The organism is Streptomyces sp. NPDC005017, from assembly GCF_042873115.1.
Lineage (GTDB): Bacteria > Actinomycetota > Actinomycetes > Streptomycetales > Streptomycetaceae > Streptomyces.
Window position 1 is genome coordinate 71,634 of sequence record NZ_JBIALD010000007.1, and the last position, 21,697, is coordinate 93,330.

Consider the following 21,697-nt stretch of genomic DNA (forward strand, 5'->3'; position numbering starts at 1 on the left):
GAACGCACTGAACAATACAGGTTCCAGCGCGTCTCCTTCAAACCGCTTCGAGGTAGGCCCGCAGTCCGCGTCGGCCGGAGCGCATCATCAGGGCGTGGTTGACGCGGAAGAAGGGCCGTCCCGGCACGGCGAGTCTGCGCAGCAGCGGCTTGGTGACCTCGACCTCCTGGTCGTAGCGGGCGAGGGTGCCGGTGCCGTGGGGGCTGATCGTCCAGCGGGCCCAGCCCTCCAGGTCGCCGGTCATGGCGATCTCCAGCACCCCGGCGGCAGGGTCGCGGCGCACCTCGCGCGCGGTGAAGGTCAGGTCGTAGGGCAGCAGGGAGCGGGCCCGGATCACGCCGGTCACCTCGTCCAGGCGCTCGACCGCGCGGACCTGGGGCCACCAGCGGGGATAGTCGTCGGCGCGTTCGAGTGCCGCGTAGACGGCGGCCGGGGGCGCGGGCAGGGACCACCGACTCAGGAAGCGGTACCGGTTCCAGTCCATGGGAGCAGTGTGCCGGTCGGCGGGCGCGGTTCTGAGTACGTTCTCTGAGTACGCGTGCTCATGCCGTGCGCGGTGACGGGGACCACACTGCCTGGTATGACGCACCTTCCGCCGCCGTCCGAGGAGTTGCGGCTCCTGGACGCCGAGTTGTTCCGGCTGGACGCCCGCCGCTCCCAGTTGCTGGCCCGCCGTGCCTGGCTGGTCTCCCAGCTGACGCCCGTACGCCCGCTGCCCGGCGTCGTGCCGCCGCGCCCGGAGACCTCCGCGCCGGGGGTGCAGAACGTGCTGCTGGTGCTGGGCGGTGTGCTGCTGACCATCGCCGCGACCGCGTTCACGGTGGTGAGCTGGGGGCATCTCGGGATCGGCGGGCGCGCGCTGGTGCTGGGTGTGCTGACGGCGGCCGCGCTGACGGCGCCGCTTCCGCTGCTGCGGCGTGCTCTGGGCGCCACGGCGGAGTCGGTGGCGGGCCTGGGCCTGGCGCTGACCGTGCTGGACGCGTACGCGCTGCACCGCGTGGCACTGGCGGACGAGGACGGCACGGGGTACGCGGCGGTGGCGTCGGCGGTCCTGGCGGCGGTGTGGGCGGGGTACGGCCTGGGGGTCGCCCGCCGGTCCGGCCCGGCGCTGCGGCTGCCGGTCCCGGCCGCGCTGGCGGTGGCCCAACTCCCGCTGCTGCTGGGCGCCATGGCGTTGGACATGGGCCCGTACGGCATATCGGCGGCCCTGCTGGTGACGGCGGCCTGCGACACGCTGCTGGCGCTGCGCCCAGGGGCCGGAGCCGTGCGTCGGGTGGCGGCGGCCGGTGCGTTCGGCATGGGCGCCTGGGGTGTCCTGGGGGCCGGCTGGCTGTCGCTGACGGCGTCCGGTCCGGGTGCCGCCGCGCGGGCGTCGGCGCTTCTCCTTCTTGCCGCCCTGATCGCGCTGGGCGCGGCCTGGCGGGCCCCGCTGCGGGCCGTGGCGCTGGGTACGGCCGTGGCGGCGGGTCTGCTGACGGTGGCCGCGCTGGGCGGAGTGCCGCGTGCGGTGCTGCCGGGCATGTGGACGGTGGCGGCCCATCTCGCCCTGGGTGTGGCCCTGTTGGCGGTCGTGCGGGTCCCCCGTGCGCCGCTGGCGGTGCGTGACGGCGCGCTCTGGGCGTCGGGGTCCGTGCAGGCACTGGCGCTGGTGTGGACGCTGCCCGCCGTGGTGCCGGCGGCGCTGGGCCCGGTGAGCTGGGTGACGCGGGTGTGGTCCGGGGCGCCCGGGGACGTGCGCGCGGCGGTGGCGGGTGAGGTGCCGTGGCCGCAGGACTCCGCCCTGGTGCCGGTGGTACTGGGTGTGGTCGCCGGGGTGCTGGCCCTCGCCGTCAGGGACGGTGTGTGGCGGCCGAGGGCGCTCGACGCGGCCCTGGGTCTGGGCTGGGCGGCGGCGCTGGTGCTGCCCGCGACGCTGGAACTGCCTTATGTCGCGGGCCTGGTGCTGCTCGGGCTGCTCACGGCCGGGCTGATGTTCCCGCGCCGCCTGGTGCCGGCGATCCTGGCCCTGGTCACCTCGGTGGACCTGGCGCTGCTGTCGCTGGCCTCCGAGGCGGCCACACTGACGGTGCTGGCCCTGCTCACCGCGGGCTGTGCGGCACTGGCCAGGCGGGCGCTGCCCGCGGTGGCGGCGACGGTGTACGCGACCGCGCTGGCCTGCGCCGTGGGTGCCTCGCTGGGCTGGGCGCCGGAGCACACGGCCCTGCTGGTGCTGACGGTGCCCGCGGCGGCGGCCCTGTACGCGCCCCGCGCCGAGGGCACGGCCCGTGTCGCGGTGGAGGTGACCGGGGCGGCGTCCGGCCTGGTCGCCGTCGGCCTGGCACTGCCGGACCCGGCCATGCTGTCGCTGGTACTGGCTCTCGCCGGTGTGATCACCGCGGGCACGGCCGTACGTCCTGAGCGGCGCGAGGTGGGCTACGCGGCCATGGCCCTGTTCGTGCTGGCCTCCTGGGTGCGGCTGGCGGCCTGGGAGGTCACCGACCCGGAGGCGTACACGCTGCCGGTGACGATTCCCGCCCTGCTGGTCGGGCACCTGCGCCGGCGCCGGGACCCCGAGGTCTCCTCCTGGACGGCGTACGGCCCGGGCCTCGCCGTCACTCTGCTGCCGAGTCTGGTGGCCGCGTGGGCCGATCCGCACTGGGAGCGACCGCTGCTGCTGGGCCTGGGCGCCCTGGCCGTGACCCTGCTGGGGGCCGGCCACAACCTCCAGGCCCCGCTGCTACTCGGCGGCGCGGTCCTCGCGCTGGACGCCCTCCACGAGCTGTCCCCCTATCTCGTCCAGCTCGCCGACACCCTCCCCCGCTGGGCCCCACCCGCCCTCGCCGGCCTCCTCCTGCTCACCCTCGGCGCGACGTACGAACAACGCCTCCGCAACCTCAACGCCCTACGCCACCGCCTCCAGAGCATGCAGTAGCCCCACCACCTCGTATCCCGTGGCCGTCCCCACCTCGGGGTCGTGGACCGCCGGGCCGGCCCGACCCCTTTGCCACGCTTGCCTTCTGACGGACCTTCTTGTCGATCACCAGGGCCCTGGTGTGGGAGCCGACCGGAATGCCGAACTGCTTTCCGTCCACCTCACCGACGGAGGTGACGCCGGCCCGGGAAGTCGCCGATGCGGAGATTGCCCGCGTCTATCTGCGACTTGAGGCCGAGAAGGATGCCGCGCTTGTCGTACTTCCCAAGAAATCCGACGGTGTTCTGGAAAACGTCCGGGGGATTTCCGTCGGCGGCCCGGGTCTGGAACTTCTCCCAGTAACAGAGGCGGTCCCGGAAGTCCGCCTCGACCCTGATCTTCGGGTACTTCTTCTCGGAGAGTCTGATGGATTCGTTGATCCGCTCGGCCCGTTCCTCGGCACCTCACCAGGAGTAACGGATCGTCACCGAGCTGTCCGCGGGGGCTTGGTCGTGGGGGTGTCGTTCGGGTGCGGGCTGTGTGGCCGTTCGCGCAGTTCCCCGCGAGTTCCCTGCGGGTCTCGTGCGGTTGTTTGCGCGGTTCCCCGCGCCCCTTGAGGGCGGGGGTGTCGGCTGTGTCGCTTGACTGCGGGTCGTGCGTGGCTGGTCGTGCCGTTCCTCGCGCCCCTCAAGGGCGGCTGACGGCCCCGGGCTTTCGGGAAGCTCGAGGCGGTATGCGTCTCAGGCGGAGGAACCGGGCGGGGCTCTCACCCTGACCGCAAGGATCCGGGGCAGCCCCATCGAGGCTGGGCCGGCCGAGGGCGGTCCGTGCCGCGACCGGGAAGCCGGAGGGGCGGGGCGGTCATGGGGGGCGTCGGGACCGTCGAGGCGTCGCCGGGAGGTGACGGGGCGAGGATGGGGACCCCCGTGGTCGCCAGGCACACCACGTCCTGTCGAGGCAGGTCACCGGGCCAGGCCCGGCGAGGCTCTCCGGGTCGCCGGGAACGACATCGGCCCGTCTGCCGAAGCAGACGGGCCGATGTTCCGGGTGGGCGATACTGGGTTCGAACCAGTGACCTCTTCGGTGTGAACGAAGCGCTCTCCCACTGAGCTAATCGCCCGGGCGCAGGAAGAACATTACCCCATGTCAGGGGGTGGCTGTGACCAGCCGGAGGCGGTCCCGCGCCCGCCGGGGATCACTGGTCCTTGATCTTCCAGGGCATGACGATGCCGAACTTCCACAGGTAGAAGCCGACGAGGGCGATCACGATCACCAGGCCGATGGACGTGATGACGATGTTGCGGCGACGGACCTTGGGGTCGAGGGCGCGCTGGGCCGCTTCGGTCACCTTGCGCTTGGTCCAGCGGAGCACCAGCTGGGCCCAGACGAACTCGGTCGCCCAGATCGCCATACCGCCGAAGATCACCACCCAGCCGGGACCCGGCAGCGGCAGCATGATGACGCCGGCCCCGACGACCGCCAGACCGACGATGAAGACGCCGACCTGCCAGCTCACGTGCAGCGCACGGCGCGCCTTGATGAACGCCGGCGCCCTCGATCCGAGCGCGCGATCGCCCTGCGCCCCGTCCGCCTTCGCACCGTCCGTCGCCATGGCCACTGCCTCGCCCGGCTTGTCACTCCCCGTATTCATACAGCCAAACCCTACCGGACCGAATCCGGTCACCGTAATGGTCGTACCCGCCGATGCCACCCTCGGCCGGAAGAGTTACGTAAAGACATGCAAAACACGCAGAGGGGTTTACAACGGCACCGTAGGTGGCATGTCGATTTCGCCGACGTGCGAATCCCCGAGCGCACACTGAGCGAAAGGCCCTGGCGCTTATGAACACCACGGTCAGCTGCGAGCTGCACCTGCGCCTCGTTGTGTCGAGCGAGTCCTCCCTGCCTGTCCCCGCAGGCCTGCGGTACGACACGGCCGACCCCTACGCCGTGCACGCCACCTTCCACACCGGAGCCGAGGAGACCGTCGAGTGGGTGTTCGCCCGCGACCTCCTCGCCGAGGGCCTGCACCGGCCCACGGGAACCGGCGACGTCCGAGTCTGGCCGTCGCGCAGTCATGGTCAGGGCGTCGTGTGCATCGCCCTGAGCTCTCCGGAAGGCGAGGCGTTGCTCGAGGCCCCGGCGCGGGCCCTGGAGTCCTTCCTGAAGCGAACGGACGCGGCCGTGCCGCCCGGCACGGAACATCGGCACTTCGACCTGGACCAGGAGCTGTCGCACATCCTGGCGGAGAGCTGAGCGAGCACCTCACAGACCGCCCGGCGCCGTCCACTCGGGGAGACGGCTCGGGCCAGGACAACCGCATACGGCACACACCGGCGTCGTCGCCGCGGAACCACCGCGGCGACGACGCCGGTCCTGCTTTCCCACGGCCGACCGCCCGAGCCGTGCCGGGGTTCCGGGAACGACCGAGGGGCGTCACGCGTTGTAAGGACATCGCGAGCGGGGGCGGTGCCCCTTTCGATGCGGCCGGGAGCCACTACCATCGGCCAGCATCGGCGGGCGCCCGCCCGACCCCAGGCCAGGGAGAGCGAAACGTGCTGATCACCCACGACACCCGGTGCGCACTCGACACTGTGGTGGATCTGGTGAACACCGCACCGGAGGACGAGTCGACCCCCGAGGCGCTCTCCGACGTGGCGGCCCTCGAGGATTTCGTGCGCGGCCACAAGGTCAGTGACATCGGGACGCTCTCCGCCTTCGACCTCGCCGCCGTACGCAAGATCCGCGGGCGGTTCGCGTCGATCTTCTCGGCTCCCGACGCCCGCTCGGCCGCCGTACTGATCAACGAGCTGGTCGCGGCCGCGGGCACCACGCCCCGGCTGACCGACCACGACGGCTATGACTGGCATGTGCACTACTTCGCGCCCGGTGCCTCCCTCGCCGATCATCTCGCCGCCGACTGCGGCATGGCGCTGGCCTTCTTCGTCGTGGCCGGGGAGCAGGAGCGGCTGCGGCGCTGCGAGGCCCCGGACTGCCGGCGCGCCTTCGTGGATCTCTCCCGCAACCGCTCGCGGCGCTACTGCGACAGCCGCACCTGCGGCAACCGCCTGCACGTGGCCGCCTACCGGGCCCGCCGCAAGGAGGCCGCGGGCTGAGCCCGTCGCTTTTCGGACACGGACCGTACGTCGTCCCGAGGGCTGCCGGTCTCGTCCCGGAGGTTTCCGGGTCGGCCGCACGGCCCCCGGAGGGTGACGCGGTCCCCAGCGGGTGGCGCCGGGGACCGCGGGTACGGATCACAGCAGCAGCAGGTCGTGCAGCGCGGCCATGAGCAGAAGGCTCCCGATCACCGCAAGGAAGATCATCAGCGGTGGCTGGGAAAGGGCGAAGAGGCATCCGCGGGGCTCGTCCTTCGGCGGCGCGGCATCGCTCTGTGTCGTGTCCAGCATCTCGCGGGTGATGATGACGCAAACGGCACCCTTGACACGCTCAACACGCCCGGATCAGGCGGTAGTTCGCCGGAAACTGTGACGAAGGCCGATGGCTTGGGATAGGCGCGTCTCCACCTCTCCGCGGGCTGCGGCGCGGTGGCGTTCCGATGGTGTGCCGGGCTCACCCGGCGGTCATATGCCGTGCTTCTTCAGGATCGCCTCGATGTCGCTGAAGTCCTCCCCGTCACCGCGGGGCGCGCTCCGCGGCTTGGACGCGCCGCGCGTGCTCGGGCCCAGGGAGGGGGCGGTGGCCTGCGGGGCGACGGCGTCGCGCTGTGCGGCGGCGGCCGCCCGGCGCTCCTTGCGGGTGCCGCCGCGGCGGCGCTCGACCGCCCGGGTCGTCGCGAAGAGCACCCAGGCCAGGCCGAGCACACCGAAGCCGGCCCACGCCGTGGGACTGAAGGCCGTGTCGGCGAGCCAGTCGATCACGCCCGTCATCACCAGGCCGAGCGGCACGAGGGAGTAGGCCGCGATCCTGGCCGCCGTCAGGAAGCGCCTGCGGTACGCGTTGACCGCGGCGATTCCGAGCCCGGCCACGGCGACGGCGGAACACACCGTCTCGGCAATCATCCGGTCCTCCAGGCACACTCGGTCGGACATGGTGGTTCGTCCCCTCCATCGTGCACCTGCCGGACCCCGCCCGGCCATGGTCCAGCGGGACATCAGGGACATCTCCGGGTCGTCTCCTCCCTGAGTCCGGGTCGCCCCCGGGTCACCCCCACCGGGGACGGCGGCCGCACCGTTCATGACCTGGGCGACGGGACCGCCTCGGTCCGCGCCCACCGGATTGGGCCGTCCCGACCTGGGCTGGAAGACTGTGCCCATGAGCGACACCTCCCCCGCCCCCGCGCGCCCCACGGCCCCTGTTCTCGACGTCTGGTGCGACCTGCAGTGCCCCGACTGCCGTACCGCCCTGGACGACCTCAGCGCCCTGCGGGCCCGCTACGGCGACCGGCTGGAGGTGCGGCTGCGCCACTTCCCGCTGGAGAAGAACAAGCACGCCTTCGCCGCCGCGCAGGCCGCCGAGGAGGCGGCCGAACAGGGGCAGGGCTGGGCGTACGTCGAGGCGGTGCTGGGCCGCGTGGAGGAACTGGCGAGCCGCGGGGAGGCCTTCCTCGTCGACGTGGCACGTGAACTCGGTCTGGACGCCGAGGAGTTCGACACGGCGCTGATCGACGGCCGGCACATCCTGATCGTCGACGCCGACCAGGCCGAGGGCAAGGCTATCGGCGTGACCGGCACGCCGACCTATGTCATCGACGGCGAGCGTCTCGACGGCGGCAGGAGCCAGGAGGGTCTGCGCGAGCGCGTCGAGGAGATCGCGGACCGGCTCCTCGCCGGACAGGGCTGAGCCCAGGGCGGGCCGCTCGCCCAGCACAACGACGAGCCGCCCCCGCCCGCCCCGGCGGGCTCAGAGCAGCTGCTTGTACATCGAGTAGCCCACCGGCCGGTATCCCAGCGACTCGTAGAGCCGCTCCGCCGGGGTGTTGCCCACGAAGACGTTGAGCCCGATGGTCCGCCGGCCCGCGGCGACGGCCTGGGACTCGGCGAGCAGCATCAGGGAACGGCCGTGGCCCCGGCCCCGGAAGCGGGCGTCGGTCTCGACGTCGTAGACGTACGCGCGCCCCGGGGCGAGGGCGAGCCACAGCGTGCCGACGGGCGCGCTCTCGTGCTCCAGGACGCTCAGCAGCACGTCCGGGGTGTCCAGCCCCTGCGGGAGCAGGGCCTCGTTGTCGCTGCGCGCCTTCTCCCGGGCCTCGTTCTCGGGGACGCCGCGGTCGATCCAGTTGAGGGCGTAGTCGGCCATGCCCTTGTCGTTCCAGGGGCCGAACTCGGCCGGGGTCATCGGACGGGCCCGGCTGCCCTCGGGCAGGGCGGGCGGGACCGTGCCGAGCCGTTTCTCCATGCCGCGGTTGCGCTGGACGTAGCCGAGGGCGGTGACGAGCCGCAGGGCGGGTCCGGCGTCGGCGGGCACGGTGATCTCGATGCGGGCGCAGCCCCAGGCCCGGGCCACCTCCTCGGCGGCGAGCGCCGCGACCGTGCCGCGGCCGCGCCGGCGGTCGGGCTCCTCGACGCGCAGGTCGCGGATCTGGGCGACGGACGGCCCGAACACGGGATGGGTGGCCAGGTGCACCACGCCGACGGGACGGCTGTTCACGCACACCGAGAAGTGGCGCGACAGCGCCCCGTCGGCGGCGCGCTGAAGCGGCTCGGTCGGCCGCAGGGTCGTGGTCATCAACGGAGTTCTACCCGCCGAAGGGGCCTTGCGGCAGCCCGAATACGCGTCTACGGATCCAGGTCGTCGCCGGCGCGCTCGTCGAAGACCTGCATCGCCTTCGCCGTCACCGGCCCCGGCGCGCCCGGCAGTTGGCGGGTGTCGATCCGGTGGACGGCCTGGATGTCGCGCAGCGTGGAGGTGAGGAACACCTCGTCGGCGCGCTCGAGGACGTCCAGCGGGAGGTCGGTCTCCCTGGCGCCTGTCCACTCCACGGCGAGGGCCCGGGTGATGCCGGCCAGGCAGCCGGAGGCGACCGGCGGGGTGTGGATCTCACCGTCCAGGACGACGAAGACGTTGGATCCGGTGCCCTCGCAGAGCTGTCCGACCGTGTTGGCGAACAGCGCCTCGGAGGCGCCGTGCTGGTGGGCGCGGGCCAGGGCCACGACGTTCTCGGCGTACGAGGTGGTCTTCAGGCCGGTCAGGGCTCCGCGCTCGTTGCGGGTCCAGGGGACGGTGATCACGGCGGTGGAGTCGGGGCGGCGGCCGGTCTCGCCGAGGGCGACGACGAGGGTCGGGCCGTGCTCGCCCCGGTCGGAGCCGAGGGGGCCGTGGCCGCCGGTGTAGGTGATGCGCAGCCGGCCGAGCGGCATCGGGTTGGCCTCGATGACGGCGGCGCAGGCGCGGCGGACCTCGTCGAGGTCGGGGTCGGGCAGGCCGAGGCCGCGGGCGGAGCGGGTCAGCCGGTCCAGGTGCCGGGTGAGGGCGAAGAGCCTGCCGTCCACCGCTTTCAGGGTCTCGAAGACGCCGTCGCCCACGGTCAGGCCGTGGTCGAAGACGGAGACGCGAGCGGACTCGGTGTCCTGGAGCCCGCCGTCGAGCCAGATCTTCACTTTCTAGAGCCCCTCTCCACTCACCTCGTACGCTCCCGACGCTACCGCGAGCAGGCGGGACGCCTTCAGTTCGGTCTCGCGCCACTCCCCCTCGGGGTCCGAGCCCCAGGTGATGCCGGCGCCGGTGCCGAAGCGCAGCACGCCCTCGGCGCGGTCGATCCAGAAGGTGCGTATGCCGACGGCCAGCTCGGCGGTGCCGCGGTCGGCGTCGACCCAGCCCACGGCTCCGCAGTACGGTCCGCGCGGCGCGGTCTCCAGCGCCTCGATGATCCGCAGGGCGCTCGACTTGGGGGCGCCGGTGACCGAGCCGGGCGGGAAGGCGGCGTCGAGCAGTTCGGCCCAGCCGGCGTCGTCGCGCAGGGCGCCGCGGACGGTCGAGACGAGGTGGACCAGGCCCGGGTGCTTCTCGACGGCGCACAGGTCGGGGACGGTCACGGTGCCGGTGGCGCAGACCCGGCCGATGTCGTTGCGGACCAAGTCCACGATCATCACGTTCTCGGCGTAGTCCTTGTCCAGGAGGTCCGCCTCGGTGCGGCCGGTGCCCTTGATGGGGCCCGACTCGACGACCCGTCCGGCGCGCCGCAGGAACAGTTCGGGGGACGCCGTGGCGATCTCCACGCCGTGCTCCGGCAGCCGGATCGTCCCGGCGTAGGGCGCGGGGTTGCCGCGGGCCAGCAGTGCGGTGAGCGCGTCCACGTCGGCGTCGGGGGCGACGGGCGCGGACAGCACGCGGCAGAGGTTGGCCTGGTAGACCTCGCCGGCCGCGATGTGCTCGCGAATGCGGCGTACGCCCGCGGTGTAGGCGGCGCGGTCGAGCGACGAGGTCCACCCGTCGGGCGACGGGCCGTGCCAGGCGTCCGGCACGGGCGCGGGCACCGGCTGCTCGCGGACGTCCGCGAAGCGGGCACAGGTCAGACGGCCCTCGAAGTCGGCGCAGACGGCCCAGAAGCCGGTGGAGTCGAGGGCCGCGGGGTCGTCGGTGACGTCGAGAAGGCCGGTGGCGACGCGGTCGCCGAAGCGGGCCAGAGGAGCTAGGTCGAGCACGTTGTCGAGTCTATGGCGGGTGTCCTGCGGGTGACCTGGGCATGTCGTCGTGGGAGCTCCGGCCGGGTCGCCGACCAGGTGGGGCGCAGCACGCTGCACAAACGCGTTTTTGTGCTGGCCCAGGAATCCGCTAGAGTTCAACACGTCGCCGGGACGCGCAAGCCGACCGAAACGACAGGCGGACGTAGCTCAGTTGGTAGAGCGCAACCTTGCCAAGGTTGAGGTCGCGAGTTCGAGCCTCGTCGTCCGCTCGAAGGAAGAGGGGGTTTCCCGATCCCCTACACTCCTGGTGGAGTGGCCGAGAGGCGAGGCAACGGCCTGCAAAGCCGTCTACACGGGTTCAAATCCCGTCTCCACCTCCAAGGACGATTAGCTCAGCGGGAGAGCGCTTCCCTGACACGGAAGAGGTCACTGGTTCAATCCCAGTATCGTCCACTGGTCCGCAAGGACCTGATCCGCGAGGATCCCCGCGCGATTAGCTCAGCGGGAGAGCGCTTCCCTGACACGGAAGAGGTCACTGGTTCAATCCCAGTATCGCGCACGCAATGCCCCTGACCTGCGGGTTCAGGGTCCCGAGGACGATTAGCTCAGCGGGAGAGCGCTTCCCTGACACGGAAGAGGTCACTGGTTCAATCCCAGTATCGTCCACACCGAAAGCCCCCGGTCCGCGACCGGGGGCTTCTTCGTGTGCGGTGCGGCTCGGCGGATCAGCTGGAGAAGAGCATGCGGCCGAAGCTCTTGTGCCGGTGGTGACCGCCGTGCGGGGCTCCCCAGGCGGGGGCGGGCGGGACGGGCGCGGCCGGGTAGGCGGCCGGGGCCGGGGGCACGGGCGGGGCGGGCTGCGACCACTGGGACTCCAGACGGGTCAGCGCCTCCAGCTCGCCGTAGTCGAGGAAGATGCCCCGGCAGTTGGAGCACTGCTCGATCTGGACGCCGTTGCGGTTGTACGTGTGCATCGCGCCGTGGCACTTCGGACACTGCATGATCGGCTCAACTCCTCGCCGTTCGGTCCTGCTTCGGGTGTCTCCAGGACAGACTCCGTCGCCTCGCGCCCGGTTGCACGCTACTTCGCGAAACTCGTCGTCAACTGCGGTGATACGGGACACATGCGCGCACAGGCGTCGATCAGCGCCTGTTCCACCTCGTCGAGCGCGCGGTCCGCGGCGACGGCCTTGGTGATCGCCAGGGCCGCCGTCTGGGCCGTCAGGGCGCGGGCGGGGACGTCCAGGGCGGACCAGGGGTCGCCGTCCGGGGGCACGGCCGGGCCGTCGGCGCCGTGGTAGGCGTCCAGGAAGCGGGTCCACTCCTCGGGCGGGAGGAGGCCGCAGGCGTACCAGGCCGCCGGGCGGGCCAGGTCCCAGGCGGGGACGCCGGTGCCGAGGTCGTCGACGTCGATCAGCCGCCAGGACCCGCCGGGCGCGGGGTGCCGGACCAGTTGTCCGAGGTGCAGGTCGCCGTGGCACACGGTCGTGGTGTCCGGCATCGGCCGCTCGTCGCGGGCCCAGGGCGGGAGCGTCTCCCATGCGCGCAGGACGGGTCCGGCGGCCGGGTGGCCCGGGGCCCCCTCGCGCAGCCTCGCGATTGCGCGGGCCGCCTTGGCCGGGCCCCGCATCGGGGGCAGGCCGTCGGGCGCGGGCGTGCGGTGCAGGGCCGCGAGGAGGGCGCCCGCGGCCTCCCAGGGGGCCGCGTCGGGGTCCTCGGGGTCCACGGGGGTGCCGTACGGCCAGAACGTCACCGGGCGGCCGTGCAGGGCGACGGGCGTGGACGACAGGGGCGGCAGCAGGACTGCGGGCAGCGCGGCCGCCAGGGCGAGACGGGGCGCGAGATCACCGGCGGTGCTGCCGGGAGCGTGCGCCTTCGCGACCGTCGGGCCGTGCCGTACGACGGTGGCGTCCGGGCGCTGGGCGAGAGGGGCGGCCGCGCAGGCGCAGTCGTCGGTGCGCGGGTGTGCCGCGCGCCGGGCCCGCACGGTGAGCTCGGACAACAGGTCTGCGGTCACTCATCCCCCCAGGTCGCTCTGGCCGTGAGGGTACGGGAACCGGGTCGCCCGGAGAGGGAAAAGCAATGCCGGCGCAGCTCCCCAGCTGCGCCGGCATTTTTTTGCCGTCCGCCGCACCCCCGTCCCCACGGGGTTATGGGTGGATGTCCCCGCCCGGACCGCTCTTCCGGGCCTGGGGTCGCCGCTCAGCGCCCCAGCATCACGCCCACGGACGACGCCTGTGTGGCCACTGTCTCCCAGCCGTCGAAGACGACGAGGAGCAGGACCGCCAGGGGCAGGGCCATGGCGGTCGCCACCAGTGGGTGGCGACGCCCCGTACGGCGTGCGCGGAAGGCTGTGTGCGCCTTGTCCCGGCGCGTGCGGAGCGCTGTCCGCGGTGCCGCGTGGGCCATGGTCCCTCTCCTGACCGCTTCAGTTGTCGTTGGCAGCGGCGGGCGTCTGACCTCGGGGGACGAGTGCTGCACCCGCCGCTTGACTTCAAATCTAGGCTCGCTGCGGGCCTGGGACGTCATGCCCTCGTACCGAATGCCGGGCCTCCCGGAGGATGAGCCCTTCGCCCTCGCGTACTCCCCTGGGTGGAGACATGGTCCTAGGTCTCGGGGTCTTCCCGGAGGGGGCGCCCGGTCTGTCCGGTCATTTCCGAGCTGTCCTCGCGGGGCACGGGCTGCTCCACGAGGGCGAGGACCCGGGTCGCCATGAAACGGGCGGTCCGCACCACCGTCCCGGTCCGGGTGACTTCGCTCACTTCCACCACCCCCCGGCGCACCGCCGTCTCCACCCTGCGGCCCGCTCTGCTCGCCACCACCTCGTACGTACGGGTCGTGTCGCCGGCGTCCACGACTATCTCCACGCGATCACCCTTCACGGGTTCAATCCCCCTTCTGAGTCTGGCCGTTGGGATCTTGGGCAGCCTGGAGCCGCCCCGTTCGCGCCTTGCCTGACCGTCTTTCAAGTCTCCCACCGGGCACTGACAATCGATCGGACCGAGAGGGCGCGGCCTCTGCGCGCACACGGCCGCGGAAACGTAAGCTGTGGCACGTCACACGGACCGGGCAGCGGGGATGAACATGGCGATGATGCGCCTGAGGCGCGAGGACCCGCGCGTCGTCGGCTCGTTCAAACTGCACCGGCGTCTCGGCGCCGGCGGCATGGGTGTGGTCTATCTGGGCTCCGACAAGAAGGGGCAGCGGGTCGCGCTGAAGGTGATCCGGCCCGATCTGGCGGAGGACCAGGAGTTCCGCTCCCGGTTCGCGCGCGAGGTGTCCGCCGCCCGGCGCATCCGGGGCGGGTGCACGGCCCGGCTGGTCGCCGCGGACCTGGAGGCCGACCGGCCCTGGTTCGCCACGCAGTACGTGCCCGGCCCCTCGCTGCACGACAAGGTCGCCGAGGAGGGCTCGCTGGTCGCGGCGGACGTCGCCGCGGTCGGGGCCGCTCTGTCGGAGGGGCTCGTCGCGGTCCACGAGGCCGGGGTGGTGCACCGGGACCTGAAGCCGTCGAACATCCTGCTGTCGCCCAAGGGCCCCAGGATCATCGACTTCGGCATCGCCTGGGCGACGGGCGCCTCCACCCTCACGCACGTCGGCACCGCCGTCGGCTCCCCCGGCTTCCTCGCCCCCGAGCAGGTGCGCGGCGCGGCCGTCACACCCGCCACCGACGTCTTCTCGCTGGGCGCCACGCTCGCCTACGCCTGCACCGGCGACTCCCCCTTCGGACACGGCAGTTCGGAGGTGATGCTGTACCGCGTGGTGCACGAGGAGCCCCAGCTGCACGGCGTCCCCGACGCGCTCGCCCCGCTGGTGCGGGCCTGTCTCGCGAAGGACCCGGAGGAGCGGCCCAGCACGCTCGAACTGTCCCTGCGGCTGAAGGAGATCGCGGCCCGCGAGGCCCAGATCCTGCTGGAGGGCCGTCCGCCCGCGCCCCGCGCCGCGGAGTCCGACCGGCCCGCCGGGCGGCTCACGGACACCTACCCCGAGCAGCAGCGCGTCCATCCCGAACAGCAGCGGCTCCAGCAGCAGCGCAGGCCCCGGCCGCAGGGCACTCCCCCGCCCCGGGGCGCGACGCCCTCGCGGGGTCCGGCCGCACAGCGCGGGGCGACCCCGTCGCGGGGCGGCAGCGCCTCCCGGGGTGGTACGGCCTCGCGCTCCGGGCAGGCCCGGCCCACACCGGCACCCCGGAACACTCCCGCCGGCCGCAGCTCGACGCGTGGCGGCAGCGGCAGCCGGCCCGTGCCGCGCGGCGGCCGTCCGGCGCCCCGCGGCACCGGGACCAAGCTGCGTCCGGCCAACCCGAGGCTGCTGCGGCAGCGGCTGTTCGTGTTCGTCGTGGTCACCCTGCTCGTGGCGGTCGGCATCGCGCTGGTGCAGGGCTGCCAGAGCTCGGCGAGCGGGCTCGGCGGCACCGGCGGCCGCGAGCGGCAGGAGAAGGCCGTGCCGTCGTACACGCCCCTGGACCGGGGCGCCACGATGAAACTGCAGTACCGGTCGACGATGGAGCTGTCGACCGCTCGGTGAGGCGTGGGGCCGGACCGGTTCGGTGAGGCGTGGGGCCGAGGCCCCCGCGCGGTGAGGCGTGGGGCCGGGTCCCGTCCGGCAGATACCCGTCGTGCGTCCGGCGGGCGGGGATCTGACCGGACAGGGCCCCAGGGCCCTTCTGAGGGGTCTCCGTGGGAGAAGGAGCGGCGTTCGGTGCGTGCGATCGGTGTGCGGTGCGGAGGGTCGTGTGGCGGAGCCACCTGTCCCTCCGCACCGTGCGGCGAGGGTGCGTGCCGGGCGTCGCGACGCCGCGGAGATCCGTCAGAAGGGCCCTAGGCCTCCGGGCGGCCCGTGGCGACCGCGTAGAAGGCGACGGCCGCGGCCGCGCCGACGTTGAGCGAGTCGACGCCGTGGGACATCGGGATGCGCACCCATTCGTCCGCCGCGACCAGGGCCTGGGTGGAGAGGCCGTCGCCCTCCGCGCCGAGCATCAGGGCCACCCGGTCCATCCGGTGCGGGGCCGCCTCGTCGAGGCTCCTCGCCTTCTCGTCCGGGGTGAGCGCGAGCAGTGTGAAGCCCGCCTCGCGGACCGAGTCCAGGTCCTTGGGCCAGCTGTCGAGCCGGGCGTACGGCACGGAGAACACCGCGCCCATGGAGACCTTGACGCTGCGGCGGTACAGCGGGTCGGCGCAGTCCGGGGAGAGCAGTACGGCGTCCATGCCCAGGGCGGCCGCCGAGCGGAAGATCGCCCCGATGTTGGTGTGGTCGTTGACCGACTCCATGACGACCACGCGCCGCGCGGAGCGCAGGAGTTCGGTCGCCTCGGGCAGCGGCTTGCGCTGCATGGAGGCGAGCGCGCCGCGGTGCACGTGGTAGCCGGTGACGCGCTCGGCGAGCTCCGGGCTGACCGCGTACACGGGTGCCGGGAGCTCGTCGATGACGTCGCGCATGACGTCGACCCACTTCGCGGACAGCAGCATCGAGCGCATCTCGTACCCGGCGTCCTTGGCCCGGCGGATGACCTTCTCGCCCTCGGCGATGAACAGGCCCTCGGCGGGTTCGCGCCTGCGGCGCAGCTCCACGTCGGTCAGGCCCGTGTAGTCGCTCAGGCGCGGGTCGGCGGGGTCGTCAACGGTGATGAGATCGGCCACAGGGTGATACTGCCTTGTCGTGCGTGCGGTGCCAACGGCTCGGGAGCGGGTGAGTTACCTCGGGTTACGTCTAGGTCGCGGGCCCGACCCGGACGACCTCGCCGATGACGACGACGGCCGGGGGCTTGACCTCCTCGGCGCGTACGGTCTCGGCGACCGTCGCGAGGGTCGCGTCGACCCGGCGCTGCGCGGCCGTCGTGCCCTCCTGGACCAGGGCGACCGGGGTGTCCGCGGACCTGCCGTGCGCGACGAGCGTCTCGGCGATCTTCCCGATCTTGTCGACGCCCATGAGGATCACCAGGGTGCCGGTCAGCCTGGCGAGGGACGGCCAGTCGACCAGGGAGCGCTCGTCGTCGGGGGCCACATGACCGCTGACGACGGTGAACTCGTGGGCCACGCCCCGGTGTGTGACCGGGATGCCCGCCGCGCCCGGGACGGAGATCGAGCTGGAGATGCCGGGCACCACCGTGCAGGGGATGCCCGCCTCGGCGAGGGCCTGGAGCTCCTCCATGCCGCGTCCGAAGACGTACGGGTCGCCGCCCTTGAGGCGGACGACAGACTTGCCCTGCTTGGCGTGCTCGATCAGCGCGTTGTTGATGGCCTCCTGGGCCATGAAACGGCCGTACGGGATCTTCGCCGCGTCGATCACCTCGACGTGCGGCGGGAGTTCAGCGAGGAGGTCGCGCGGGCCGAGACGGTCGGCGATGACGACGTCGGCCTCGGCGAGCAGCCGGCGGCCGCGCACGGTGATCAGGTCCGGGTCGCCGGGACCGCCGCCGACCAGGGCGACACCGGCGGTGCGGGTGCGGTGGTGCGGGGCGACGAGCGTGCCGTCGCGCAGGCCCTCGACGACCGCGTCACGGACGGCGGCCGTGTGGCGGGGGTCGCGGGACCTGGTGTCGGTGGTCAGGATCGCGACCGTCACGCCCTCGCTGTGGCCGGTCGCCGGGGTCCAGGCGGTGGCCGCGTCGGCGTCGTCCGAGCGGACGCACCAGACGCGGTGGAGCTCCGCCTCGGCGGAGGCCCGGGTGTTGGCGTCCGCGTCACTGGTGGCGATCAGGGCGTACCAGGCCTCGGCGAGGTCGCCGCTCTCGTACGGGCGCCGGTGCCAGGTCAGTTCGCCCGCGTCCGCCATCGCCTCCACCGAGGGGGTCGCCTCGGGGGACACGAGGTGGATCTCGGCGCCGGCGGCGATCAGGGCCGGGAGGCGGCGCTGCGCGACCTGGCCGCCGCCGAGGACGACGACCTTGCGGCCGGTGAGGCGCAGGCCTACCGGGTAGGCGGGGTTTTCGGCCATGGGGGTGCGCTCCTCGAACAGGCGGCGGTGCGGGGGCGTGCTGCGGCGTTGAAGCGGCCCTGACGTGCGGATTTTACGGGGCGCGCCGGGTGGGTGGCTCGGGCGGGTGGGGTTTCCTTCCCCCAGCCCGCCCCTTCCCGAAACCGGGGGCTCTGTCCCCGGACCCCCGGACGTGCGGGTCCGTGGGCGGCTGTGCCCACCCGTTCCGCCCTGGGGGTACCCCCCAGGCCTTAAGGCACTGGGGGAGGAACGCCTGCCCACAGCCGCCGCGTGCGGCCTACTTTTCTGTGACCCCTGCCGAGTCGAACGTCGCCACCTCGTGCATGGCCCGTGCCGTGCTCTGCACGAGCGGGAGGGCCAGGAGGGCGCCGGTGCCCTCGCCGAGGCGGAGGTCGAGGTCGACCAGAGGACGCAGGCCGAGCTTGTTGAGGGCGGCCACATGGCCCGGCTCCGCGCTGCGGTGACCGGCGATGCACGCGGCCAGCACCTCGGGGGCGATGGCCCGGGCGACCAGGGCGGCGGCGCCCGCGCTCACCCCGTCGAGGATCACCGGCGTACGCAGCGACGCGCCGCCGAGGAGAAGGCCGACGATGGCCGCGTGCTCGAACCCGCCGATGGCGGCCAGGACCCCGATGGGATCGGCCGGGTCGGGCTGGTGGACCTCGATGGCCCGGCGGACGACCTCGGTCTTGCGGGCGAGGGTCTCGTCGTTGATGCCGGTGCCGCGGCCGGTCACCTCGGCGGGGTCGGTGTCCGTGTAGACGGAGATCAGGGCGGCGGACGCGGTGGTGTTCGCGATGCCCATCTCACCGGTCAGCAGCGCCTTGTTGCCGGCGGCCACCAGATCGCGGGCCGTCTCGATGCCGACCTCGATGGCCTGCTTGGCCTCCTCGCGGGTCATCGCGGGGCCCGTGGTCATGTCGGACGTGCCCGCGCGGACCTTGCGGGGCAGCAGGCCCGGGGTCGCGGGCAGGTCGCCGGCCACGCCCACGTCGATGACGCAGACCTCGGCGCCGACCTGGTTGGCGAACGCGTTGCAGACCGCTCCCCCGCCGAGGAAGTTGGCCACCATCTGCGCGGTGACCTCCTGAGGCCAGGGGGTGACGCCCTGGGCGTGCACCCCGTGGTCGCCCGCGAAGATCGCGACGGCCGCGGGCTCCGGGATCGGCGGCGGGCACTGCCGGGACAGACCGGACAGCTGGGCGGAGATGATCTCCAGCATGCCCAGCGCCCCGGCCGGCTTGGTCATCCGCTTCTGCCGCTCCCAGGCCTCACCGAGGGCCTTGGCGTCCAGCGGGCGGATCTGGGCGACGGTCTCCGCGAGCAGGTCGTGCGGCTCCTCACCGGGCAGGGCGCGGCGGCCGTACGTCTCCTCGTGCACCACCCAGGACAGCGGGCGGCGCTTGGACCAGCCCGCCTGCATCAGCTCGGGCTCGGCCGGGAACTCGTCGACGTACCCGACGCACAGGTACGCGATGACCTCCAGGTGCTCGGGCAGGCCGAGGGAGCGGACCATCTCGCGCTCGTCGAAGAAGCTGACCCAGCCGACGCCGAGGCCCTCGGCGCGGGCGGCGAGCCAGAGGTTCTCCACCGCGAGGGCGGCCGAGTACGGCGCCATCTGCGGCTGGGTGTGGCGGCCCAGGGTGTGCCGGCCGCCGCGGGTCGGGTCGGCGGTGACGACGATGTTCACCGGGGTGTCGAGGATGGCCTCGATCTTCAGTTCCTTGAACTGCTTGGCCCGGCCCTTGGGCAGCGACTTCGCGTACGCCTCGCGCTGGCGCGTGGCCAGTTCGTGCATGGTGCGGCGGGTGTCGGCCGACCGGATCACCACGAAGTCCCAGGGCTGCGAGTGGCCCACGGACGGCGCGGTGTGGGCGGCCTCCAGGACGCGGAGCAGGACCTCGTGCGGGATGGGGTCGCTGCGGAAACCGTTGCGGATGTCGCGGCGTTCGCGCATGACCTTCAGTACGGCCTCGCGCTCGGCGTCGTCGTACGCGGGGGCGGCAGGGCCGGCGGACTGCCTTGCCTCGGCGGAGGCTTCGGTCTCCTGGACCTCCTGGGCGTGCGGGGCCTCCAGGGGCTGCGCGCCCTGTGCCTCCTGCGCGTCCTCCTGTTCGGCGGCCCGGGTCTGGAGGTCGTCCGCCTGCTGCACGAGGTCCGTGACGGGCTGCTCGGGCTCGGGGGCCGTGTCGCGCTGGGCCGGTACCTGGAGGGGGTGCGGCGGGGTGGGGGCGAGGTGAGGGGTCGTCGGTACGGGGGCGCCCTCCACCGGGACGAACTCGCCCAGCGGGGTGGGGGTGGGGTTCAGGGGGAGCGTGCCGGGGTGGATCTGCGCCGGGGCCGGCTCCTGGGCGACGAGGGCCGGGACCGCCTCGGGGGCGGGGAGTTGCTGCGGCGCGTCGGCTTCCAGCGGGGCGAGGAGTTGCTGCGGGGCGTCGGGCTCCTGCGGAGCGTGGAGCTGCTGGGGCGCCTCGGGCTCCCGCGGTGCCTGGAGGTCCTGGGGGATCGCCTGGGGGCCCGCGAGGGCTTCGGGGATGGGGGGCAGCGGGTGTGGGGGCGCTGCGGCCTCGGCTTCGCCTTCGGGCGTTTCGTTCCCGCCCGCACCACCCGTGCGGGTCTCGTCGACCGGTGCGGACGGCCCCTGCGGGGCGATCTCGCCGTCGGCGGCCGCGGGTTCGGGGGTGGGCTGCGGGGGCTCGGCGACCGGGGCGGCCTGCTGAGGCTCCGGCACGGGCTCGGCGAGCGGAATGGGCTGCTGGAACTCGGCCTCGGGCTGGGCCGCCGCGGTGGGCTGCTGGAACTCGGCCTCGGGCTCGGCGAGCGGAGTGGGCTGCTGGAGTTCGGGCTCGGGCTGGGCCGCCGGGGTGGGCTGCTGGAGTCGCTGCGCGGGGTCAGCGGCCGGGGCGGGCTGCTGGAGTTCCGGCTCGGGCTGAGCGGCCGGGGTGGGCTCCGTGGGCGCGAGCTCGGGGGTCTGGGCCTCGAGGGCCTGGGCCTCGGCGGCCTGAGCCTCGGGCTGGGCCTCAGCGGGTGCCGTGGGCTCGGGGGCCGTGGGCTGCTGGGCGGGCTCCGCGGCGGCTTCCTGGACGGGCTCGGGGGCCGGAGTGCCCTCGGGCTGCGGGGCCTCTGCCAGGACAGCGGGCTCCTCGGTGGCCTGCTCGGCGGCTTCCGGCGTCTCGGCCGACGCGGGGACGGCTTCCTGGACGGGCTCCACGACCTGCTCTGCTACCGGCGCTGCCACCTGCTCGGCCTGGGCCGGAGCGGGCTCAGCCGGAGCGGGCTCGGGGATCGCCGCCCGGGGCGCCTCCGCCTCGTACGCGACCGGCTCCTGCGCGGCCGCCGTCGCCTCGATCGTGAGGCGGGCCAGCGTGGCCTGGGCCGCGCCCACCGGCTCCGGCTCGGGGAGCGTGGCCGGGGCAACCGTTTCCGCAGTGGGGGCCGTCGCGTCGGCCACGGCCTGCTCGGCCACCGGGGCGGGAGCCGGGGCCGGGACGGACGCCGGGGCCTGAACGGTCTCGGGGGCCGCCTGGGCCGGGGCACCCCACGGCACCGCGCCCTGGGGCATGGCCTGGGCCGCGGCCTGCGGGACCGCGCCGGGCTGCGACGGCACCGGCACACCCTGGGCGGGCGTCTCGCGGGCGCGCGCCGCGTCGACGTACTCCGGGCCGGGCTGGCGCACCGGAGCACCCGCGGGGCCGCGGTCGGCGAGGGAGCGCACCGGGCTGGCGGAGGTGTCGGGCAGGGGCGGGCCCAGATGCAGCGGGCGGCGGCCGGCCATCGGCGCGGGGTTGGGGAGACGGACGCCGCTCAGGTCGACGGAGCCGCTGTCGCGGCCGCCCGTCTCGTGCGGGTCCGGCTCGTGCACGGTCTCGACGACCGGCTCGGGCGCGGGCGGGGCGACCTCGTTGCCCCAGGCGCTCTGGGCGCCGGGCAGCAGCAGGTCCTCGTCCTCCGCGGGAGACTCGGCGAGGTAGGTGTACGCGCCGTGCCCGGGAACGCCCGGCTGTTCCACCGTGCCTGCGTTCTCCGGCAGTCCCTCGCCCGGGACCTGGCCGGTGTCGGTCATGCGAACCCCTCGCCCATCGGTTAGTGCCTCTACGACCAGCTCACCCGGGACGGCGCACCGACCGCCCCACAGTGAAGAACGAGCGTGCGTGTCCAGCGGCACGAACGACCCGCCCAAAAAAGGCGACAAAGCCATTCGGTGGCATTGTCGCTGGCGTGCCGCCGTCACGACAGCTTGATCCGCAACGGTCCGCTGTGGACTGCGCCACGTTGCGCGTCCTCCGGT

Annotated in this window: 19 protein-coding genes and 6 tRNA genes; 10 read left to right on the forward strand and 15 right to left on the reverse strand. The window is 73.5% G+C overall.

Going from position 1 to position 21,697, the window contains the following annotated elements; genetic code table 11:
- Window positions 1–37 precede the first annotated feature (37 nt).
- Complete coding sequence (locus tag ACFYR0_RS12745) at window positions 38–484, reverse strand: SRPBCC family protein (RefSeq protein ID WP_389325649.1); 447 nt, start codon at window positions 482–484, stop codon at window positions 38–40.
- 96 nt (window positions 485–580) lie between these two features.
- On the opposite strand from ACFYR0_RS12745, the gene ACFYR0_RS12750 reads away from it, so the two are divergent.
- On the forward strand, window positions 581–2,911 hold the full coding sequence (locus tag ACFYR0_RS12750; RefSeq protein ID WP_389325652.1) for an SCO7613 C-terminal domain-containing membrane protein: 2,331 nt from the start codon (window positions 581–583) through the stop codon (window positions 2,909–2,911).
- Between the two features lie 1,027 nt (window positions 2,912–3,938).
- On the opposite strand, the gene ACFYR0_RS12755 is transcribed toward ACFYR0_RS12750, so the two are convergent.
- Both ACFYR0_RS12755 and ACFYR0_RS12760 read right to left on the reverse strand, forming a co-directional pair.
- Window positions 3,939–4,010, reverse strand: a tRNA-Val gene (locus tag ACFYR0_RS12755).
- Window positions 4,011–4,085: 75 nt separating this feature from the next.
- Window positions 4,086–4,541: a TIGR02611 family protein gene (locus tag ACFYR0_RS12760; protein ID WP_389325655.1), complete on the reverse strand. Its 456-nt coding sequence runs from the start codon at window positions 4,539–4,541 to the stop codon at window positions 4,086–4,088.
- 191 nt (window positions 4,542–4,732) lie between these two features.
- On the opposite strand from ACFYR0_RS12760, the gene ACFYR0_RS12765 reads away from it, so the two are divergent.
- Both ACFYR0_RS12765 and ACFYR0_RS12770 read left to right on the forward strand, forming a co-directional pair.
- The gene (locus ACFYR0_RS12765) at window positions 4,733–5,146 is read left to right on the forward strand and encodes an SsgA family sporulation/cell division regulator (protein WP_004002642.1); all 414 of its coding nucleotides are present in this window, start codon (window positions 4,733–4,735) and stop codon (window positions 5,144–5,146) included.
- Window positions 5,147–5,445: 299 nt separating this feature from the next.
- On the forward strand, window positions 5,446–6,006 hold the full coding sequence (locus ACFYR0_RS12770; protein WP_389325658.1) for a CGNR zinc finger domain-containing protein: 561 nt from the start codon (window positions 5,446–5,448) through the stop codon (window positions 6,004–6,006).
- A 138-nt stretch (window positions 6,007–6,144) separates the two neighbouring features.
- On the opposite strand, the gene ACFYR0_RS12775 is transcribed toward ACFYR0_RS12770, so the two are convergent.
- Both ACFYR0_RS12775 and ACFYR0_RS12780 read right to left on the reverse strand, forming a co-directional pair.
- Window positions 6,145–6,297, reverse strand: coding sequence for a hypothetical protein (locus tag ACFYR0_RS12775; RefSeq protein ID WP_356689695.1), 153 nt, complete (start codon window positions 6,295–6,297; stop codon window positions 6,145–6,147).
- A gap of 174 nt (window positions 6,298–6,471) precedes the next feature.
- A complete protein-coding gene (locus ACFYR0_RS12780) occupies window positions 6,472–6,909 on the reverse strand; it encodes a hypothetical protein (RefSeq protein WP_389326260.1) in 438 nt (145 codons plus the stop codon).
- 253 nt (window positions 6,910–7,162) lie between these two features.
- Here ACFYR0_RS12780 and ACFYR0_RS12785 point away from each other — a divergent pair, with 253 nt between their 5' ends.
- Window positions 7,163–7,690 carry a DsbA family protein gene (locus tag ACFYR0_RS12785; protein WP_389325662.1) on the forward strand — a complete coding sequence of 176 codons (528 nt, stop codon included), beginning with the start codon at window positions 7,163–7,165 and terminating at the stop codon, window positions 7,688–7,690.
- Between the two features lie 60 nt (window positions 7,691–7,750).
- Here the strand turns inward: ACFYR0_RS12785 and ACFYR0_RS12790 are convergent, their stop codons facing one another.
- Genes ACFYR0_RS12790 through ACFYR0_RS12800 form a run of 3 tightly spaced genes read right to left on the reverse strand, consistent with a single transcriptional unit; the run spans window position 7,751 to window position 10,491 of the window.
- Window positions 7,751–8,575, reverse strand: coding sequence for a GNAT family N-acetyltransferase (locus tag ACFYR0_RS12790; protein ID WP_389325665.1), 825 nt, complete (start codon window positions 8,573–8,575; stop codon window positions 7,751–7,753).
- Between the two features lie 50 nt (window positions 8,576–8,625).
- Entirely contained in the window at window positions 8,626–9,447 is an 822-nt protein-coding gene (locus tag ACFYR0_RS12795; protein ID WP_389325668.1) for an aminotransferase class IV, read from the reverse strand.
- A gap of 3 nt (window positions 9,448–9,450) precedes the next feature.
- On the reverse strand, window positions 9,451–10,491 hold the full coding sequence (locus tag ACFYR0_RS12800; protein ID WP_389325671.1) for a chorismate-binding protein: 1,041 nt from the start codon (window positions 10,489–10,491) through the stop codon (window positions 9,451–9,453).
- A 178-nt stretch (window positions 10,492–10,669) separates the two neighbouring features.
- Between ACFYR0_RS12800 and ACFYR0_RS12805 the strand changes: the two genes are divergently transcribed.
- The 5 genes from ACFYR0_RS12805 (at window position 10,670) to ACFYR0_RS12825 (ending at window position 11,139) form a co-directional block, all read left to right on the forward strand.
- A tRNA-Gly gene (locus ACFYR0_RS12805) sits at window positions 10,670–10,742 on the forward strand.
- Between the two features lie 37 nt (window positions 10,743–10,779).
- A tRNA-Cys gene (locus ACFYR0_RS12810) sits at window positions 10,780–10,853 on the forward strand.
- A 1-nt stretch (window position 10,854) separates the two neighbouring features.
- Window positions 10,855–10,926 (forward strand) — tRNA-Val (locus ACFYR0_RS12815).
- A 34-nt stretch (window positions 10,927–10,960) separates the two neighbouring features.
- Window positions 10,961–11,032, forward strand: a tRNA-Val gene (locus ACFYR0_RS12820).
- 35 nt (window positions 11,033–11,067) lie between these two features.
- Window positions 11,068–11,139 (forward strand) — tRNA-Val (locus ACFYR0_RS12825).
- A 59-nt stretch (window positions 11,140–11,198) separates the two neighbouring features.
- Here ACFYR0_RS12825 and ACFYR0_RS12830 read toward each other — a convergent pair.
- The 4 genes from ACFYR0_RS12830 to ACFYR0_RS12845 all read right to left on the reverse strand — a co-directional run bounded on the left by ACFYR0_RS12830 (window position 11,199) and on the right by ACFYR0_RS12845 (window position 13,355).
- Entirely contained in the window at window positions 11,199–11,474 is a 276-nt protein-coding gene (locus ACFYR0_RS12830; RefSeq protein WP_386377184.1) for a zf-TFIIB domain-containing protein, read from the reverse strand.
- An 80-nt stretch (window positions 11,475–11,554) separates the two neighbouring features.
- Entirely contained in the window at window positions 11,555–12,490 is a 936-nt protein-coding gene (locus ACFYR0_RS12835; protein WP_389325674.1) for a phosphotransferase family protein, read from the reverse strand.
- Between the two features lie 185 nt (window positions 12,491–12,675).
- Window positions 12,676–12,882, reverse strand: coding sequence for a hypothetical protein (locus ACFYR0_RS12840; protein WP_389325677.1), 207 nt, complete (start codon window positions 12,880–12,882; stop codon window positions 12,676–12,678).
- A gap of 197 nt (window positions 12,883–13,079) precedes the next feature.
- The gene (locus ACFYR0_RS12845) at window positions 13,080–13,355 is read right to left on the reverse strand and encodes a hypothetical protein (protein ID WP_386377181.1); all 276 of its coding nucleotides are present in this window, start codon (window positions 13,353–13,355) and stop codon (window positions 13,080–13,082) included.
- A gap of 196 nt (window positions 13,356–13,551) precedes the next feature.
- Between ACFYR0_RS12845 and ACFYR0_RS12850 the strand changes: the two genes are divergently transcribed.
- Window positions 13,552–15,000: a protein kinase gene (locus tag ACFYR0_RS12850; protein ID WP_389326263.1), complete on the forward strand. Its 1,449-nt coding sequence runs from the start codon at window positions 13,552–13,554 to the stop codon at window positions 14,998–15,000.
- 293 nt (window positions 15,001–15,293) lie between these two features.
- On the opposite strand, the gene ACFYR0_RS12855 is transcribed toward ACFYR0_RS12850, so the two are convergent.
- From ACFYR0_RS12855 to cobT, 3 genes are all read right to left on the reverse strand, one after another.
- Window positions 15,294–16,112 (reverse strand): TrmH family RNA methyltransferase, encoded by an 819-nt coding sequence (locus tag ACFYR0_RS12855; RefSeq protein WP_386377179.1) that lies wholly within the window; start codon window positions 16,110–16,112, stop codon window positions 15,294–15,296.
- Between the two features lie 70 nt (window positions 16,113–16,182).
- Entirely contained in the window at window positions 16,183–17,409 is a 1,227-nt protein-coding gene (gene cobA, locus ACFYR0_RS12860) for a uroporphyrinogen-III C-methyltransferase (protein WP_389325681.1), read from the reverse strand.
- A 277-nt stretch (window positions 17,410–17,686) separates the two neighbouring features.
- Window positions 17,687–21,472 carry a nicotinate-nucleotide--dimethylbenzimidazole phosphoribosyltransferase gene (gene cobT / locus ACFYR0_RS12865; protein ID WP_389325684.1) on the reverse strand — a complete coding sequence of 1,262 codons (3,786 nt, stop codon included), beginning with the start codon at window positions 21,470–21,472 and terminating at the stop codon, window positions 17,687–17,689.
- Window positions 21,473–21,697: the final 225 nt, after the last annotated feature.

Bases quoted from the DNA above. Each gene is read 5' to 3' on its own strand.
- ACFYR0_RS12745 (WP_389325649.1), bottom strand. From the start codon at position 484: ATGGACTGGAACCGGTACCGCTTCCTGAGTCGGTGGTCCCTGCCCGCG.
- cobT (WP_389325684.1), bottom strand. From the start codon at position 21,472: ATGACCGACACCGGCCAGGTCCCGGGCGAGGGACTGCCGGAGAACGCA.
- cobA (WP_389325681.1), bottom strand. From the start codon at position 17,409: ATGGCCGAAAACCCCGCCTACCCGGTAGGCCTGCGCCTCACCGGCCGC.
- ACFYR0_RS12765 (WP_004002642.1), top strand. From the start codon at position 4,733: ATGAACACCACGGTCAGCTGCGAGCTGCACCTGCGCCTCGTTGTGTCG.
- ACFYR0_RS12785 (WP_389325662.1), top strand. From the start codon at position 7,163: ATGAGCGACACCTCCCCCGCCCCCGCGCGCCCCACGGCCCCTGTTCTC.
- ACFYR0_RS12850 (WP_389326263.1), top strand. From the start codon at position 13,552: ATGAACATGGCGATGATGCGCCTGAGGCGCGAGGACCCGCGCGTCGTC.
- ACFYR0_RS12760 (WP_389325655.1), bottom strand. From the start codon at position 4,541: ATGAATACGGGGAGTGACAAGCCGGGCGAGGCAGTGGCCATGGCGACG.
- ACFYR0_RS12830 (WP_386377184.1), bottom strand. From the start codon at position 11,474: ATGCAGTGTCCGAAGTGCCACGGCGCGATGCACACGTACAACCGCAAC.
- ACFYR0_RS12775 (WP_356689695.1), bottom strand. From the start codon at position 6,297: ATGCTGGACACGACACAGAGCGATGCCGCGCCGCCGAAGGACGAGCCC.
- ACFYR0_RS12790 (WP_389325665.1), bottom strand. From the start codon at position 8,575: ATGACCACGACCCTGCGGCCGACCGAGCCGCTTCAGCGCGCCGCCGAC.
- ACFYR0_RS12750 (WP_389325652.1), top strand. From the start codon at position 581: ATGACGCACCTTCCGCCGCCGTCCGAGGAGTTGCGGCTCCTGGACGCC.
- ACFYR0_RS12840 (WP_389325677.1), bottom strand. From the start codon at position 12,882: ATGGCCCACGCGGCACCGCGGACAGCGCTCCGCACGCGCCGGGACAAG.
- ACFYR0_RS12780 (WP_389326260.1), bottom strand. From the start codon at position 6,909: ATGATTGCCGAGACGGTGTGTTCCGCCGTCGCCGTGGCCGGGCTCGGA.